Origin of the sequence: Nocardioides sp. (assembly GCF_029937575.1) — a bacterium.
GTDB lineage: Bacteria > Actinomycetota > Actinomycetes > Propionibacteriales > Nocardioidaceae > Nocardioides.
On record NZ_JAPYPS010000074.1, the window covers coordinates 2768 to 18620 of the forward strand.

At 72.3% G+C, this 15853-nt stretch carries 17 protein-coding genes; 6 read left to right on the forward strand and 11 right to left on the reverse strand.

Features of this window, described 5'->3' with window-relative positions:
* Nucleotides 1–222: 222 nt before the first annotated feature.
* Genes Q1K33_RS17980 through Q1K33_RS17995 form a run of 4 tightly spaced genes read right to left on the reverse strand, consistent with a single transcriptional unit; the run spans nt 223 to nt 2329 of the window.
* On the reverse strand, nt 223–438 hold the full coding sequence (locus tag Q1K33_RS17980; RefSeq protein ID WP_300406120.1) for a hypothetical protein: 216 nt from the start codon (nt 436–438) through the stop codon (nt 223–225).
* A 6-nt stretch (nt 439–444) separates the two neighbouring features.
* Nucleotides 445–1386: a folate-binding protein gene (locus Q1K33_RS17985; protein ID WP_300406121.1), complete on the reverse strand. Its 942-nt coding sequence runs from the start codon at nt 1384–1386 to the stop codon at nt 445–447.
* Entirely contained in the window at nt 1383–1820 is a 438-nt protein-coding gene (locus tag Q1K33_RS17990) for a transcriptional repressor (RefSeq protein WP_300406122.1), read from the reverse strand. The genes Q1K33_RS17985 and Q1K33_RS17990 overlap by 4 nt, the downstream gene beginning before the upstream one ends.
* Before the next feature lie 14 nt (nt 1821–1834).
* Complete coding sequence (locus tag Q1K33_RS17995; protein WP_300406123.1) at nt 1835–2329, reverse strand: FABP family protein; 495 nt, start codon at nt 2327–2329, stop codon at nt 1835–1837.
* A 97-nt stretch (nt 2330–2426) separates the two neighbouring features.
* Here Q1K33_RS17995 and Q1K33_RS18000 point away from each other — a divergent pair, with 97 nt between their 5' ends.
* Entirely contained in the window at nt 2427–2789 is a 363-nt protein-coding gene (locus Q1K33_RS18000; protein ID WP_300406124.1) for a DsrE family protein, read from the forward strand.
* Nucleotides 2790–2890: 101 nt separating this feature from the next.
* On the opposite strand, the gene Q1K33_RS18005 is transcribed toward Q1K33_RS18000, so the two are convergent.
* From Q1K33_RS18005 to Q1K33_RS18020, 5 genes are all read right to left on the reverse strand, one after another.
* Entirely contained in the window at nt 2891–3283 is a 393-nt protein-coding gene (locus Q1K33_RS18005) for a hypothetical protein (RefSeq protein ID WP_300406125.1), read from the reverse strand.
* Nucleotides 3284–3421: 138 nt separating this feature from the next.
* Entirely contained in the window at nt 3422–3826 is a 405-nt protein-coding gene (locus Q1K33_RS18010; protein ID WP_300406126.1) for a hypothetical protein, read from the reverse strand.
* Nucleotides 3796–4137 carry a Fic family protein gene (locus tag Q1K33_RS20790; protein ID WP_363319750.1) on the reverse strand — a complete coding sequence of 114 codons (342 nt, stop codon included), beginning with the start codon at nt 4135–4137 and terminating at the stop codon, nt 3796–3798. The genes Q1K33_RS18010 and Q1K33_RS20790 overlap by 31 nt, the downstream gene beginning before the upstream one ends.
* A 422-nt stretch (nt 4138–4559) precedes the next feature.
* Nucleotides 4560–5297: a GDSL-type esterase/lipase family protein gene (locus Q1K33_RS18015; RefSeq protein WP_300406127.1), complete on the reverse strand. Its 738-nt coding sequence runs from the start codon at nt 5295–5297 to the stop codon at nt 4560–4562.
* A gap of 37 nt (nt 5298–5334) precedes the next feature.
* Complete coding sequence (locus tag Q1K33_RS18020) at nt 5335–6168, reverse strand: 3-keto-5-aminohexanoate cleavage protein (RefSeq protein WP_300406128.1); 834 nt, start codon at nt 6166–6168, stop codon at nt 5335–5337.
* Nucleotides 6169–6365: 197 nt separating this feature from the next.
* Here Q1K33_RS18020 and Q1K33_RS18025 point away from each other — a divergent pair, with 197 nt between their 5' ends.
* Nucleotides 6366–7883 (forward strand): catalase, encoded by a 1518-nt coding sequence (locus Q1K33_RS18025; protein ID WP_300406129.1) that lies wholly within the window; start codon nt 6366–6368, stop codon nt 7881–7883.
* Nucleotides 7884–8161: 278 nt separating this feature from the next.
* On the opposite strand, the gene Q1K33_RS18030 is transcribed toward Q1K33_RS18025, so the two are convergent.
* The gene (locus Q1K33_RS18030; RefSeq protein WP_300406130.1) at nt 8162–10990 is read right to left on the reverse strand and encodes a LuxR family transcriptional regulator; all 2829 of its coding nucleotides are present in this window, start codon (nt 10988–10990) and stop codon (nt 8162–8164) included.
* A 184-nt stretch (nt 10991–11174) separates the two neighbouring features.
* On the opposite strand from Q1K33_RS18030, the gene Q1K33_RS18035 reads away from it, so the two are divergent.
* The gene (locus tag Q1K33_RS18035) at nt 11175–12932 is read left to right on the forward strand and encodes a hypothetical protein (protein WP_300406131.1); all 1758 of its coding nucleotides are present in this window, start codon (nt 11175–11177) and stop codon (nt 12930–12932) included.
* A gap of 49 nt (nt 12933–12981) precedes the next feature.
* On the opposite strand, the gene Q1K33_RS18040 is transcribed toward Q1K33_RS18035, so the two are convergent.
* Nucleotides 12982–13665: an SGNH/GDSL hydrolase family protein gene (locus tag Q1K33_RS18040; protein WP_300406132.1), complete on the reverse strand. Its 684-nt coding sequence runs from the start codon at nt 13663–13665 to the stop codon at nt 12982–12984.
* 48 nt (nt 13666–13713) lie between these two features.
* Here Q1K33_RS18040 and dtd point away from each other — a divergent pair, with 48 nt between their 5' ends.
* From dtd to Q1K33_RS18055, 3 genes are all read left to right on the forward strand, one after another.
* Nucleotides 13714–14142 carry a D-aminoacyl-tRNA deacylase gene (gene dtd, locus Q1K33_RS18045; RefSeq protein WP_300406133.1) on the forward strand — a complete coding sequence of 143 codons (429 nt, stop codon included), beginning with the start codon at nt 13714–13716 and terminating at the stop codon, nt 14140–14142.
* Between the two features lie 167 nt (nt 14143–14309).
* Nucleotides 14310–15137, forward strand: a complete 828-nt coding sequence (mshD, locus tag Q1K33_RS18050) for a mycothiol synthase (RefSeq protein ID WP_300406134.1) — start codon at nt 14310–14312, stop codon at nt 15135–15137.
* 43 nt (nt 15138–15180) lie between these two features.
* On the forward strand, nt 15181–15853 hold a 673-nt coding region (locus Q1K33_RS18055; protein ID WP_300406135.1), incomplete at its 3' end, for a hypothetical protein.

Genomic DNA, 15853 nt, shown 5'->3' on the forward strand with positions numbered 1-15853 from the left:
TGTCCCGCTCACGGGGCTTCGTCGACGCTCGCTGGCGCTCGCTGCTCAGCCTCCGAGTCGGGCTAGCGGTGGGGCGGCATGTGCGGGCATGCCACTCCGTACTTCCACTTGCACCGGACCCGCCTCCAGGTGCGCTTCCTCCATCCCATGCGCTCAGCATGGCGCAATCCGGTTACCGCTGGTCGACGGTCTCGTGACATCGATGCGGCACGGGCACGGCGGTCAGTCTTTCAAGGCGATCCAGGCGCAACATCCGACGCCGACGAGCCAGGCGAGCACGACCGGGACGTCGCCGCTGTGCACTCCGTGCGTGGCGGTCAGCACCAGGATGACCGGGCCCTCCCCCTGGCGCTGGTCGAAGAGCAGGCTCCCGACCAGGTAGGTCAGGCAGACCGCGGTCACCGCGGCGGCGAGCCGCCGGCGCCAGGCCGGATCCACGCGGGGTCAGCGAAGGGGGCGCACGTGGAGCCCCACCTCGGGGTCGACCACGATCTCCTGGGCGGCGTCGATGCCGTCCGTGAGCAGCGGTGCGTCTACCGGGGTGTTGCGCTTGAGCACGGCCAGGGCGATCGGGCCGAGCTCGTGGTGGCGGGCCGAGGAGCCGACGTAGCCGACGACCTTCTCTCCCCCGCCTCCGAGGACCACGTCGGCGCCGACCTCGGGGAGTCGGTTCTCGGAGCCGTCGAGGTGGAGCAGCGTCAGGCGTCGCGGCGGACGCCCCAGCGTGTGGACACGCGCGACGGTCTCCTGGCCTCGGTAGCAGCCCTTGTCGAGGTGCACCGCGGGCCCGATCCAGCCCATCTCGTTGGGGATGGAGCGGTGGTCGGTGTCGATGCCGAAGCGCGCCTCGCCGCGCGCGATCCGCAGGGCCTCGAAGGCCCACAGGCCGGCAGCCGGCCCGGCAGCCTCGGCGTACGTGGTCAGCTGGTCGCGCGGGACCAGCCGGTAGCCGGTGGCGGGACGCCACGTGAGGGCCTGCGCCGCGGTCTCGTCGGTGATGTCGACGCGGGTCATGAACTTCATCCGCTCGAGGAACTCGACCAACGCGGCCGACGCGCCGGGCTCGGTCCAGGCGGTGAAGGCCTCGCCGTCGTCGGTCCCGCGGAACTCGTGCTCGACGTGGCCGTTGGGGCTGAGGATCAGGCCCTGGGTCGCCACGTCGGGGGCGAGGTCGAGGAAGTACTGCGTGGTCAGCGAGTGCAGCCAGGTGAGGCGGTCGGGCCCGGCGATCCGGAACACGTCGTGGTGCGACAGGTCGACGAAGCCCTCCCCCGCTTCCAGGGCGCGCTGCTCGGTGTTGAACGATCCGTAGTGCGCGGCCACCGGTGCGTCGATGCCGTTGCCGGCCACCGCTCCGGGGAGCGTGAGCAAGGGGCTGTCGGTCATGGTGCACATCCTCCCTGACAGGTCCCGAACACCGTGAGGTGCCCTTCGTCGATCTCGAAACCGTGCTCGGCGGCCAACGTGGCGCGCAACGAACCCAGCACACCGGTCTCAACGGACGTGACGCGCTTGCAATTCCGACAGACCAGGTGGAAGTGCTCGTGCCCGTGCACGGAGTGGTACGTCGGGGCCCGGTCACTGAGGTGGGCGTGCCGGATCAGCCCGACCTCCTCCAGCACTTCCAGGGTGCGGTAGACCGTCGACAGGTTGACCGCCGATGACGACGTGCGCACGTGGGCGTGGACCTGGTCCGGGGTGGCGTGGCCCAGGTCCTGGACGGCGGTGAGGATGAGCTCGCGCTGGGGCGTGAGCCGGAAACCGCGGGAGCGGAGCTCGTCGCGCCAGTCGGACTCGGTCTGCTCGTGGTCGTGGGTCATGGGGTCGATGTGGGTCAGCCCTGGCGCTGCAGGCGCGCCCACAGGTGGGGTTGGAGCTCCTGGCCCATCGCCTCCATGTCGTAGGCGTAGAGCAGGTCGCCCTCGACGTTGCCGTAGAGCCGGTGCCCGGCTGTGACCTCCTTGGCGGTCTCGGTGAAGCCGACACCGGCGGTGTGCAGCTCGACCTTGCCGCCCTCGGCGACGCCGTACCAGATCTCGGAGAAGCCGGTGTTGTGCGCGAGCACCAGCTCGAGCTTGCCGTCCTCGAGGCACCTCAGGAAGCCGGTCTCCTGCGCGGCATCGCGGACCTTCTCGCCTGCCTCGTCGATGACCCACGACCGAGCGAAGTAGTGCAGGAACGGGCGCCCGTCCTGCTGGAAGACGAGCTCCTGGCCGTACTGGTAGGGCTCGATCGTCGGGTAGTCACCATGGCCGTTGCCGGCCCAGGTGCCCAGGAGCCAGGCGACGGGGCCGCAGTTGGGGTGGAGGTTCTCGGGGATGTGAAACACGGGGTCCACCCTAGTGGTCAGGCGCGGGCGGGGCCTCGGTGGTTGAGGTGCGAGGAGCGCCAGCGACGAGCCTCGAAACCCCCCGTAGGCTCAGCGCATGTCCCGCACCCTCGCCGTCAAGCTGACCTGCGGAGCCGAGTCCGCAGAGCGGGCCAACCAGGGGCTGACCGTGGCCGCCTCCGCCGTGGCGCTCGGAGCTCCGGTGTCGTTGTGGCTGACGGGCGAGGCGGTGTGGTTCGCCGTACGGGATCGGCAGCCGGATCTCGGGTTGGAGCATGCCGTCGGTGTGGTGGACCTGCTGGGCTCGGTCCTGGCCGCCGGCGAGGTCACCGTGTGCTCACAGTGTGCTGCGCGACGCTCGTTGACCGAGGTCGACCTGGTCGAGGGTGCGCGGATCGCGGGGGCCGCGGTCTTCGCTGAGCTCGTGCTGCAGGACGGCGTGCAGACGCTGGTGTATTGAGGGGAGCGCAGGTGCGCACTCTGCCTCGACAGCGCACGTGCGGGAGCTGCTACGACTGCGGCGTGGTCCAGTGCTCGTTCATGGGACCCGGGTGCCGGCGTTCACGCGGTCTGGAGGCGTCCTGGGCCGTCTTGGACACCCGCGTTTGCGCTCACGGTGATGGCGCCGCCGAGCAGCCAGTCGCGGACCTGAGCGTCGGGCGAGAGTTCCACCAGTTCGACGACTGCGCGGTGTCGGGCGTGGTTGGGCGCCAGGCGCAGTCGCTCGTTCCAGTCCTCGGCGTACTCGCGCAGGGCCTGGATCGCATCATCGAGTGCGGAGTCGAAGCTCTCGCCGTCGCCGCGCACGGGCAGACCGGGAATGATCACCGCCCAACCGCCGCCCTCGGCCAGGACCTCGGCACGGGAGGGAAGCAACCGGGTGAGCTCCGCGCGCAGCTGCTCGGCGGGGACGATGACGAAGCGCTCGGAGTCGCGGACGGCGGTGGTGACCAAGCCGGGCAGCGGCGGCGTCGAGTACGGCCCGGAACTCTGTCGGGCCCGGGTAGAGGAATTGAAGTGGCGAGGCTGGGTCACGGGTGCTTCTGACGGGTTGTCCCCTTCAGGATCCGCTCCGGCGTCAGCCGCCTGCCGCTATTCCTCGGCTTTGTGCAGATTCAGCAGGAATCGCTGAGTCAGGTCCACTGGCTCGATCCCGAGCTTGACGCACAATTCTCGGATGAGGGCCGCATAGACGCGTGAGGCCGCAAGTAAGGCGTTGTGCGCAGTGACGTTGTCGCTCGTCAGCAGAGCGCTGATCAGATCTTGCAGGTCACCTGTCGCCTGCGCGTGGGCGTCCGAACCCGAACTCTCCCCGGTCTGTCGTACCGAAGCCACCACGACGGCGGCGACAAGGCGGTTTGTCTCGGCTACTAGCGCTGGGATCTCGGACGTCTGGAGCGGGGACCAGTTCGCGGTATGCACGTACTGGTGTGCGACCTGAAGCCACTCGGCAATCTCGGCAATGGTCAGGGTGTGGTCCAGGCCGGTCGCGCGCACGAACATGTTCGTCTGTGATGGGTGCGTGTGACCGATGTCAAGCCGTTAACCTCAAGGAAGGTCGTTGCCGCCACCCACGCGGTCCGCTTGTTCCCGTTCTCGAAGACCTGTCGAGACGCGATCGCGTGCAGCAGCGCTGCAGCCTTCTCGTACAGGCTCGGAAACAACTCCGTGTCGCCGAACCCGCTCCAAGGCCGTTCGATCGCGGCCTCAAGCCCACCTCGATCCAGGAGAGCGGCCGGCTCACCGCTTTGGATGCACAGAACCTCGTTCATCGCAATGACTTGCGGAACCGTGAGACGGTTGGTCATCGAGCGAGGCGCTCAAGTAATTCCCGATCCCGCTCGATGATGCGGCTTACGGCCGCTCGGACATCTTCATCACGGGCCTCGTGAACATCCGCTCGCTCGACAACCGAGCACGGCTCTACGCGCTGCTGGTCACGGCTCATTCTCGAAGTCTATCGCGCACACCATGATCTCTACACCCAGCTGAACAGCGAGCACCACACACGACCACCTTCGAGTGTGCCAGTCCTCGCGTGGTCGTCGTCGCGACAGTGTGAGCGGCGACGCTGGCACGATCGCAGGACCCTCACGGTCGACCCGTCGCGGGCCGACAGCCGACCGAGCAGGCCGCACACGTCGCAGCGATACGTGCCAAGGGTCGCCTCATCGTCCTGCCGTAGCGCACGGCAGTCGACCGGATAAGCGCAGATCCCTCCCGACGCACGTCACACCGCAGGCAGCGCCTTGAGGAACTTCTTGCGCAGGATCTTCTGACCCTTCTCCGTCGGGAGGCCGGCGCCGTCGACAGCGCCCGGCTTGTCGAGCCACGCCGTTGCGTCGACGTACTGGCACTGGGTGGAGGTCTCGCAGGTCCCCTGCAGGACGCCGCCCACCGTGATCGCCGTCGGCGACGGCGCCCCGGGGGCGAACGGCGAGACCATCACGATGGGCGCGTCGGTGCCGGCCGCAAGAGTGGTGAGGGCCTTCTCGGCACCGGCCGCGATCTTGGCCCGCGGGGTGTTGGCGGCGATGTCGTCGTAGCCGGCCGCCATCACCCAGAGGTCGACGTCGGGGAACCGCTCCAGCACGCGAGGCACCCGCTTCTTCATCGGGTCGCCCTCGCCAGAGGCGACGTAGCCGGATCCGGCAGGTGCGCTGAGCTCGACGTTGGCGCCGAGCTCAGCAGCGATCAGGGCAGGCCAGGCGTCGCCGGTGGTCCCCGCAGCGGTGTTGGCGAAGGAGTCGCCGAGCACCACGAACGTCGCCTCGTCGGACGGCTCGGCGGGCTCGGCCGGGTCCGTGGCGGTGGGGGTCGGGTCGCCGAACGGGTCCGGCGCCGGGTCGAACGCCGTACCGCCCGAGAGCGGCGGGGACGGAGTCTGCAGCGCGACCCAGCAGATGCCGGCCACGATGACGGCCAGCACCATCAGCCCGGAGTTCCGGAACGAGAAGAAGTCGCTCACACGGGAACCCTATGCGCGGACGACGTGTGAGCCACACTCAGCGGCACCCGAGCAGCTCACGCGCCTCGGTCGGCGTCATCGGGCGGCGCTGCGCCAGCTCCCCCATCGCGACGGCGCGCTCGACGAGCTGGGCGTTGGAGTCGACGGGGACGCCGCGGCTCAGGGTGAGGACATCCTCCATGCCGACGCGCAGGTGGCCGCCCTTGCTCAGCGCGGCCAGGCCGACGGCGAGCGTCGAGCGGCCGATGCCGGTCGCGCTCCACGAGGTGACCTCGGGTGGGAGGGCGGCGACGCCGGCCACGAGGGCGTCGGTGGTGCCGGGCATCCCGCCGGGGACGCCCATCACGAAGTCGACGTGCACCTTGCCGCCGTACGGCGGGCCGTAGCGGGTGATCAGGCGGGCCAGCGCCGCGACGTGGCCGAGGTCGAAGAGCTCGAACTCCGGGACGACCTCGCGCTCCTGGCTGAGCTGGTAGAGGTCGCAGATGAACGGCCACGGGTTGCTGAAGACGTCGTCGCCGAAGTTGGTGGTGCCCATCGTGAGGCTGCACGAGTCGGGGGCCGCGTCGAGGACCTTCAGTCGGGCGTCGAGGAGGTCGTGGACCGAGCCGCCGGTGGAGAGCTGGACGATCAGGTCGGTGCTCTCGTGCAGCGCGTCGACGGTGTCCTTCAGGCGCACCGGGTCCAGCGAGGGTCGGTGGTCGTCGTCGCGGATGTGGACGTGGACCATCGCCGCGCCCGCCTGCTCGCTCTCCTGCGTCGCTCGGACCAGCTCGGTCAGGGTGGTGGGGAGCTGGGGGCAGTCGGCCTTCGTCGTCTCGGCCCCGGTGGGGGCGACGGTGATGAGGAGGGCCTCGGGGGCTACGGGCATGGATGGATGGTGCCAGAGGGAGGCGGTTGGTGGTTGGGTTGCGGGGGCTTCGTCGACGCCTCGCCCAGGGGCTCGGCTGCTCAGCCTCCGGTCTGTCGTTGCGGGTCGGTGGTCACCCGTGCAGGTGACCAACGGTGGGGGCTGAGGGTGCCATGTTCGACAGTGGACTTGTCCCCACGAACCGAGGAGCCTTCTGCATGACTGACCCGAAGCCGACCACCACCGATGCCGGGATCCCGGTCGAGAGCGATGAGCACTCGCTCACCGTCGGTCCCGGCGGGCCGATCCTGCTGCAGGACCACTACCTGATCGAGCAGATGGCGCAGTTCAACCGGGAGCGGATCCCGGAGCGGCAGCCGCACGCCAAGGGCGGCGGCGCGTTCGGCCACTTCGAGGTGACCGGCGACGTCAGCGCCTACACGAAGGCCGCGGTCTTCCAGCCCGGCACCAGGACCGACACCCTCATCCGCTTCTCGACCGTGGCCGGGGAGCGGGGCAGCCCGGACACGTGGCGCGACCCGCGCGGCTTCTCGCTGAAGATGTACACCACCGAGGGCAACTACGACATGGTCGGCAACAACACGCCGGTCTTCTTCGTCAAGGACCCGATGAAGTTCCAGCACTTCATCCGCTCCCAGAAGCGTCGCGCCGACAACGGCCTGCGCGACCACGACATGCAGTGGGACTTCTGGACGCTCTCGCCGGAGTCGGCCCACCAGGTCACCTGGCTGATGGGTGACCGCGGGCTCCCCCGCTCGTGGCGTCACATGAACGGCTACTCCTCCCACACCTACATGTGGGTCAACGCCGCGGGTGAGAAGTTCTGGGTCAAGTACCACTTCAAGACCGACCAGGGCATCGAGAGCTTCACCCAGGACGAGGGCGACCAGATGGCCGCGATGGACACCGACTACCACCGCCGCGACCTCTTCGAGCACATCCGCGACGGGGAGTTCCCCACCTGGAGCCTCAAGGTGCAGGTGATGCCGTTCGAGGACGCGAAGGACTACCGGTTCAACCCGTTCGACCTCACCAAGGTCTGGCCGCACGGCGACTACCCGCTGATCGACGTCGGCACGCTGACGCTCGACCGCAACCCGACCGACTTCCACACCGAGATCGAGCAGGCCGCCTTCCAGCCCAACAACCTGGTGCCCGGCATCGGCCCGAGCCCCGACCGGATGCTGCTGGCGCGGCTCTTCTCCTACGCCGACGCCCACCGGGCGCGGCTCGGCGTCAACTACACCCAGATCCCCGTCAACTCCCCGCAGTGCCCCGTGCACAGCTACAGCAAGGACGGCGCGATGCGGGTGCAGAACGTCTCCGACCCGGTCTACGCCCCCAACTCGTACGGCGGCCCCGCTGCCGACACGGCGAAGTACGGCGAGGTCGCCGGCTGGGAGTCCGACGGCGACATGGTGCGCGCCTCCTACGTCGACCACGCCGAGGACGACGACTGGGGCCAGGCCGGCACCCTGGTGCGCGAGGTGATGGACGACGACGCACGCGGCCGTCTGGTCGACAACATCGTCGGCCACCTCCTCAACGGCGTCAGCGAGCCGGTCCTGGCCCGCGCCTTCACCTACTGGTCCAACGTCGACGCCGACCTCGGTCGCCGCGTCGAGGAGGGCGTGCGCGCCAAGCAGGACGAGAAGGACCCGAAGAAGGCCGAGCAGGACAACCCGGCGCGGGCGGGGGCGCAGGAGAAGGCCTGACGCGGGCTCGGGGGCTTCGTCGACGGCTCGCCCAGGGGCTCGCCTGCTCAGCCTCCGGAGGTGGGCGATCGGGTCACGGGGCTTCGTCGACGGCTCGCCCAGGGGCTCGCCTGCTCAGCCTCCGGAGGCGGCCGATCGGGTCACGGGGCTTCGTCGACGGCTCGCTCAGGGGCTCGCCTGCTCAGCCTCCGGAGGTGGGCGATCGGGTCACGGGGCTTCGTCGACGGCTCGCCCAGGGGCTCGCCTGCTCAGCCTCCGGGGGTGGTTGCGGGGCCGGGTCAGCGCTCGGCGAGGGCCGCGGCCAGCTCGGCGCGGCCGTCGATGCCGAGCTTGCGGTAGGCGTTGGTGAGGTGCAGCTCGACGGTACGGCGGGTCAGGAAGAGCGCCTCGGCGATATCGCGGTTGGCCTGACCGGTGGCCGCGAGCTGGGTGACCCGGCGCTCCTGCGGGGTCAGCGCCTGCAGGCCCTTGACCCGCGGCCGCCGGGGCCGGGCGCCGGTCTCCCGCAGCGCCTCCATCGCCCGCGAGACCGCGCGCCACGAGCCGCACCGGTGGGCCAGGTCCATCGCGTCGCGCAGGATCCGCCGTCGCTGCGCGTAGGTGCCGGCGCCGGTCCGGGCGCCGAGGTCGATCATCACCTCCGCGAGCACGAGGTCGGCGCCCGAGCCGTCCAGCACGTCGAGTGCCTCGCGCAGGTGCTCGACGGCCTGCTCGGCGGCTCGTCCGGTCACCAGTCGGGCGCGAGCCAGCAGCGCGACGCCGATCGCGCGCGGGGCGCCGTACGCGCGGGCGTGAGCGAGCTCGGCGTCCACCAGCGTCAGGGACTCGTCGTCGGCCCGCCCCTGCAGGAGGTGGACCTGGGCGGTCATCGAGCGCCAGGGCGAGGCGATCGGGTTGAGGTACGACGAGCGCCGGCCGCGCCGGGCGACCTCGGCCAGGTCGACCAGGGCCCGGTCGAGCTCGCCGACCTCGATCCACAGCCGAGCCCGGGAGAGCAGCAGGGTGTCAATGGTGCCGATGTCGGGCAGCTCGCCGTCCAGCCCGAACGTCTCGACCAGGGTCCTGCCCACCTCGGGACTCTCGCGCTCGATACAGATCTCCAGCTGCCAGCCCACCGACATCGCGAAGCACATCGGGTCGGCGTCGGCGAGCTCCTCGAGGACGCGCTGCGCGTCGGTCTCGGCCTGCGCGATCTCGCCGCGGTAGACCGCGTTGCCCGCCCGCAGCGCGGTCGCGTAGGCCAGGCCCACCAGGGAGCCGGCCGCCACCGCCCGCTCGACACCGGCCGTCGCATAGGCCGCGACCTCCTCGTAGGCGCCGGCCCAGGCGAGCGCCGTACCGGCGTAGACGAACAGCGGCGAGGCCGGCCCGACCTCGTCCAGCAGCAGCCCGCCGCCACCGGCCCTGCGCGCGAGGTCGGCGACGTCGCGGTGGTCGAGGTCGCCGCGGGCGGCCCGGTCCCACGCGACGTGGGTGAGCACGGCACGCTCCCCCGGCGTAGCGGCCGTCTCGACCTGGCCCTGCAACCGGGCCGGTCGGTCCCGGTTGATCCCGATCATCGCCTCGGAGTTGAGCGCGGTCGCCTCGAGCAGCAGCCGCCGCTCCGACTCGTCGGGGCCCAGCGACTCCTGGGCCTGGCGGCACACGGCCCCGGACTCCTCGAGCAGCGCGAAGTGGAACAGCGCGTCGGCGTAGGCGGCCGCGACCGTCGGCGTCGAGGCCTCCGGCGACGTCGGCGCCAGCTCCCACGCGCGCGCCAGGTGCTCCAGGGCGGTGACGTCGTTGGCGTCGTCGAGCAGGACGCCCAGCATCCGCCGTACGTCGCACTCGGCGGGCGGGTCGAGCGGCTCGGCCAACGCCCGCTCCAGGTAGGCGACGGCGCGCTCGCCGCCGCCGCGCACCGTGCTCACCCGGGCGGCGTCGCGCAGCGTCGGCACGACCCACGTCTCCCGCAGGGGCGCCAGCTCGGGTGCGCCGACGAGATGCTCGGCCGCGCGCACCGGGTGCCGCGGAGCCAGCAGCTCCGCGGAGGCCGCCGCGAGGTCGAGGCGCCGCCCGACCGGGACGCTGCTGGCCACCGCGTCGCGCAGCAACGGGTGCCGGAAACGGCGCGGGTCGACGTCGTCGAGCAGCGCCGCGGCGACCAGGTCGTCGACCGCCAGGGCCGTGGTGCGGACGTCGTTGCAGGTCAGGGCGGCGACCTCACCGACCGAGGTGGCCTCCCCCAGCGTCGCGACGGCCACCGCCACGTCGGCCGCCGGCGGGGGCAGCGTCGCGAGCTGGCGCTGGACCGCCTCGACCACCGACGACGGCGTCGCGTCGACCCCGGTCAGCCCGGGCGTCACGTGGCGCAGCAGCTCGTGGACGAAGAACGGGTTGCCGCCGCTGCGCCCGGCGACCTGCGCCGCCAGTGCCTCGACCCCCGGCCCGGACTGCCCGGTGACCGCGTCGGTGACCGCGCGCACGCCGTCGCCGCTGAGCGGCTCGAGGGTGAGCCTGGCCTGCGGGCGCTCGAGGAAGTCCACGAGGTCGGGGTGCGCCGGCTCGCCGGTCCGCGCACCGACGAGGAGCAGGATCCGGTGGCCCGCGACGCGCTCCGCGAGGTAGCGCAGGAACCGCACGGACGCCGGGTCGGCCCACTGCACGTCGTCGACCACCAGCACCAGCGGCCGCTCCTCGCTCAGGCTCACCGTCAGCCAGTGCAGGCCGTGCAGCAGCGGGAACTCCCCGCGGTGGCCGGTCTCGCCGTCGCGGAAGAGGGGTACGGCGAGCGCGCTCGCGCCGCGGAAGTCGTCGACCGGGCGGGCGAAGACGGCCTCCGCCAGCAGGCCGATCACCGCCGCGAAGGGCTGGTGCGCCTCGCCGGTGGTGCAGCGGTGCCGGCAGAGCAGGAGCCGCGAACCGGCCGGCAGGCTCGAGGTGGCCGTGGCCCCGGTCTCGGCGGCAGCGATGGCGGCGTCGAGCAGCGACGTCTTGCCGATGCCAGCGGGCCCCTCGACCAGCACGCACGAGCCCTGACCCGAGGCGGCCGCGCGCAGCGAGGCCATCAGGGAGGCGAGGTCGTCCTCACGCTCCACCAGCACGGCTGCGCCCGAGGTCAGAGTCATCGCGCACGAGCATAGGGATCCCCCGAGGTGCTGGACAGGGACCGACCACGCCGCGGCAGGTCGCCGTACACCTGCGGAGCGGGGGCGCTAACCCTGTGGCTCGCCCTCCTGGCACCGCGGCCGGTCCAGGATCAGGCTGGGAGGTCGTGTGGCCGCTCGGGCCTCGCGTGGAGAGGAACCGCTCATGTCCCGTCTGGCTCGTCTGTTGCTCCCGCTCGTGCTCGTCGTGGGGGTGCTCAGTCTGCTGGGTCCTCCCGCGGCGACCGCCAGCCCCACCCGGTCCGTCGACGAACCGGTCGCGGCCGCCTCCGTCAGCGCCGGCTACAACCACTCGTGCGTGGTCACCGTCGAGCAGGCCGTGCGGTGCTGGGGCAACGGTGACGACGGCCGCCTGGGCTACGGCAACACCGCCCGGGTCGGGGACGGCAGCGTCCTCGGCGCCGAGACCGCCGCGGCCGCGGGCGACGTACCCCTCGGCGGTCCGGCCATCGCCGTGGGCGCCGGCAAGGACCACACCTGCGCCCTGATGCTCACCGGCGCGGTCCGCTGCTGGGGGCTCAACGAGGTCGGGCAGCTCGGCTACGGCCACACCCAGACCGTCGGCGACGGCCTCACCCCCGGCCTGGAGACGCCGGCCGACGCCGGCGACGTGCCGTTGGGCGGTACGGCGGTCTCGCTCTCGGTCAGCGACGACCAGACCTGCGTGGTGCTCGACGACGGCGCGATCCGCTGCTGGGGAGCCCCCAACTACGGCAAGCTCGGCTACGGCATCTTCGAGCCCATCGGGGACGACGAGACCCCGGCCGACGTGGGCGACGTGCCCCTCGACACCGCGGCCACCGGGGTCGCCACCGGCGTCAACCACACCTGCGCGCTTCTGGTCACCGGGGCGGTGCGCTGCTGGGGCCAGGGGGTGTACGGCGCCCTGGGTTACGGCTCCGAGGCCGGCATCACCCTGGCCAGCAACGCCCCGGACGTCGCCGTCGGCGGGCCCGTGACGGCCCTCTCGGCGGGCACCTCGCACACGTGCGCCGTCCTCGACGGCGGCGGCGTGCGGTGCTGGGGCAACGGCGACAACGGGCGACTCGGCTACGGCGATCTGCTCGACGTCGGCGACGGTCAGGTGGAGGGGTACGAGACCCCGGAGAAGGTCGGCGACGTCCCCGTCGGCGGACCGGCCACGGCGATCGCCGCGGCGGGCGCCTTCACCTGCGCCGTGCTCGAGTCCGGCGGGACCCGGTGCTGGGGCTGGGGTCTCTACGGCCGCACCGGCTACGCGATGACCGACGACATCGGCGGCGGGGTGACCCCCGGCTTCGAGACCCCGGCCGACGCGGGTGACCTCGACCTGGGCGGCACCGCCCTCACCGTCAGCGGCGAGAACCACGCCTGCGCGGTCCTGGCCGGCGGCACCCTGCGCTGCTGGGGCCACGGCAACGCCGGCAAGCTCGGCTACGGCGTCCCGGTCGTCGCGATCGGCGACGACGAGACCCCGGCCAGCTTCGGCGACGTGCCGGTCGGGGCGCTGGTGCAGACCGTGGCGCCGGTGGTCGAGCCCGACCCGGACCCGGAGCCCGAGCCCGACCCGGACCCGGAGCCGGGGGTCACCGTCCGGCCGAAGCACACGCTCAAGGCGAAGCCGAAGCGCGACCGGCGGGCGCCGTACGTCTTCAGGCTGAAGGGCGCCTTGACGGGTGACTTCGTCGCGGACGCCGACACCTGCGCTGGCAAGGCCAAGATCGTGGTGACGAAGGGCAAGCGCACGGTGGCGAAGAAGAAGGCGTCGCTGAGCGCCGACTGCACGTATGCGACCAAGGCCAAGCTCAAGAAGAAGCGACTCGGCAAGGTCACGAAGAAGACCAAGCTCCAGGTCGTCGCCACCCACCGGGGATCGGACGTGCTCGAGCCGAGCTCGCGTCGGATCCGGGTGATCGTGCGCTGAGGCGGGGTCGGGGTCGGCCTCGGGGTCGTCCTGGCCAGGGGTGGGGCCCTCAGGTCAGGCCGGCCTCGTGGACGACGTCGGCGATCCGCCGCGCGATCTCGGCGTGGGCGCGGTCGTTGGGGTGGAAGGCGTCGCGCTCGCCGTACGGCGTCTCGACCCCGGCCGGGCCCCGCATCCCCTCCTCGACGAAGAGGTCGCTGACCTGCACGTAGACCCGTCCGCCGCCGTCGCAGACCTGGGCCACGGCCTCGTCGTAGGCGGCGCTGGCGACCGGGTCGTTCCACGGGCCGAGGCAGACGGTGAGCAGGCCGGGCGAGCCGGTCTCGGCGTTGTCGGCCAGGCGGTCCACCGACTCGGAGTACTCCGCGACCGTGGACTTCCCCACGTCGTTGGCGCCCACCTCGAGCACGGCGACGTCGAGGGCTGCGGGGTCCAGCTCGGCGACGGCGCGGGCGATCCGCCAGGCGCGGGCGCCGGGCTGCCCGATGTTGTGGGCGTCGACCGGGGCGGTGTCGTCCCACTCGTCCTCGAGGAGCGCCGCGTAGGACCGGTCCTCGCCGGACGCGTAGTAGCCGGCCGTGATCGAGTCGCCGGCCAGCAGCACCCGCAGCGGGTCGCCTGGGGGCCCGGCTCCCTCCTCGCCGGCCTTGGCGGTGCCGCAGCCGGTCGTGACGAGCGCCAGCGAGGCCAGCGCAGCCGTCAGGCATGCGACCGCTCGGTTCCTGCACCCCATGGGCGCGACGGTAGTCCGGCGCGAGACCCGGCGCGGGACAATGGGCGAGTGCGAGCCGTCGTCCAACGTGTCCTGACCGCCTCCGTCTCCGTCGAGGGCGAGGTCGTCGGCGCCCTCGACCGCCCCGGCCTGCTCGTCTATCTCGGCGTCACCCACGACGACGGCCCCGACCAGGTCGCCTGGACCGCCCGCAAGATCTGGGACCTGCGCCTGCTCCGCGACGAGGCCTCGGCCTCCGACGTGGGTGCGCCGGTGCTGGTGGTCAGCCAGTTCACGCTGTACGGCGACGCCCGCAAGGGGCGGCGACCCACCTGGGCCGCGGCCGCCCCCGGCCCCGTGAGCGAACCGTTGTACGACGCGGTCTGCGCCGAGCTCACCCGGCTCGGCGCGTCGGTCGAGCGGGGCGTCTTCGGGGCGGACATGCAGGTGGCCTCCGTCAACGACGGGCCGGTGACGTTGGAGCTGGAGGCGCCGTAGGCGCACTCGGAGGCTGAGCAGGCCGAGCCCCTGGGCGAGGCCGTCGACGAAGCCCCGCGAGCATGGCAGCGGCCGGCACCCGCACGGGGCTTCGTCGACGCTCGCTGGCGCTCGCTGCTCAGCCTCCGTGGTGCTCCAGTGGGGACGGGGGTGGCTAGGGTCGGCGGGTGAGTGAACTCGACGTCGTCACCGCCGTCCGGGAGGCCTGTGTGGCTGCCGACGGACAGGACCCGCTCGACGAGCACGCCGTCCTGCGACTCAAGCACGGCGGGCTCGAGGGAGCCGGGCTGTGGGTGGAGGACGGCGGGTTCGCGCTGGTCCGCGACGGCGACCTGACGCTGGCGGTCTCCCCCGAGGCGCGCGGACACGGCGTCGGAGGGCGGTTGCTCGGGCTCGCGGTCGGCTCGGAGCACCCCCTCGACCGGGCCTGGTCGCACGGCGACCACCCCGCCGCGGTCCGGCTCGCGGAGCGCGACAGCTGGCGTCGTACCCGCGAGCTGTGGGTGATGCGGCGACCCACCGCCGACCCGCTGCCGCCCCTCGACCTGCCCGACGGCGTACGCATCCGGGGCTACCGCGACTCCGACGCCGGCGATCTGCTCGCGATCAACGCCGCAGCCTTCGCCCACCACCCCGAGCAGGGCCAGATGGACGCCGCCGAGCTGGCCGAGCGGATGGCGGAGCCGTGGTACGACCCCGAGGGCCTGCTGATCGCCGTCGACGACGCGGAACCCTCGGCGATGCTCGGCTTCCACTGGACCAAGCAGCACGACGCCACGACGGGCGAGGTGTACGTCGTCGCCGTCGGGCCGCACGCCCAGGGCCGTGGCCTGGGCCGGGTGCTCACCCTCGCCGGCCTGCACCACCTCGCCGCGGCAGGCGTGGCCGAGGTGATCCTGTACGTCGAGTCCGACAACACCCCCGCGCGCGAGCTCTACGCGTCGTCCGGCTTCGCCCACGCGGCCAGCGACACGCACGTGCAGTACACCCGCTGAGCAGGTCCCCCAGCGTCGCCGCCCCCGTAGGTACCATCCGCCCATGAGCTCCGAGCCCGACGTCGACGGCGCCCGCGGCCGCAGGTGGCGCAAGCCCCGCCGGGAGTCGTCCGGCTCAACCGGCTCCCCCGTCGTACAGGCAAGCGACGAGGAGTTCGTGCGCGCAGCGGCCCTGGCGCAGCTCGACACCCTGGTGAGTACGCCGATCGCCTCGGCCGCGGTGATGCCCCCCACTGCGCGGGTCGAGCTCCCGGCTCCCGCAGCCGAGCCCGTCGTGGACGACGCCCAAGAGGCGGACGGCGTGGGAGACGCCGCGGAGGGCTCGACGGCCCCGGACGTGGAGCAGGTCGAGGCCGTCGCCGACCCCTCGGACGCGGCGGCGCAGGCGGTCGCCGAGGACAAGCAGGACGACGTCCTGGCCCGGGTGGCGGCCTACAGCCGGATCACGCTGCCCGAGCCCGCCGAGGACCCGGTCTACGCCGCCGGGCCGGTCGAAACGGTCGAAGCCGTCGATGCGGCCGCACCCGTCGATGTGGGCGCACCCGTCGATGCAGGCGAGCAGGGAGAGTCGGTCGATTCGGGCGGCGCCGACACGCTGGCCCAGCAGCGCGAGGCCCGCACCGCCCACCGCGCGGTGGCCGCGGCCGAGGCCCGCGCACGCGTCGCCGACACCGTCGCCGCCGAGCAGGCCGAGCTCGCCCGCCAGGCCGCCGAGG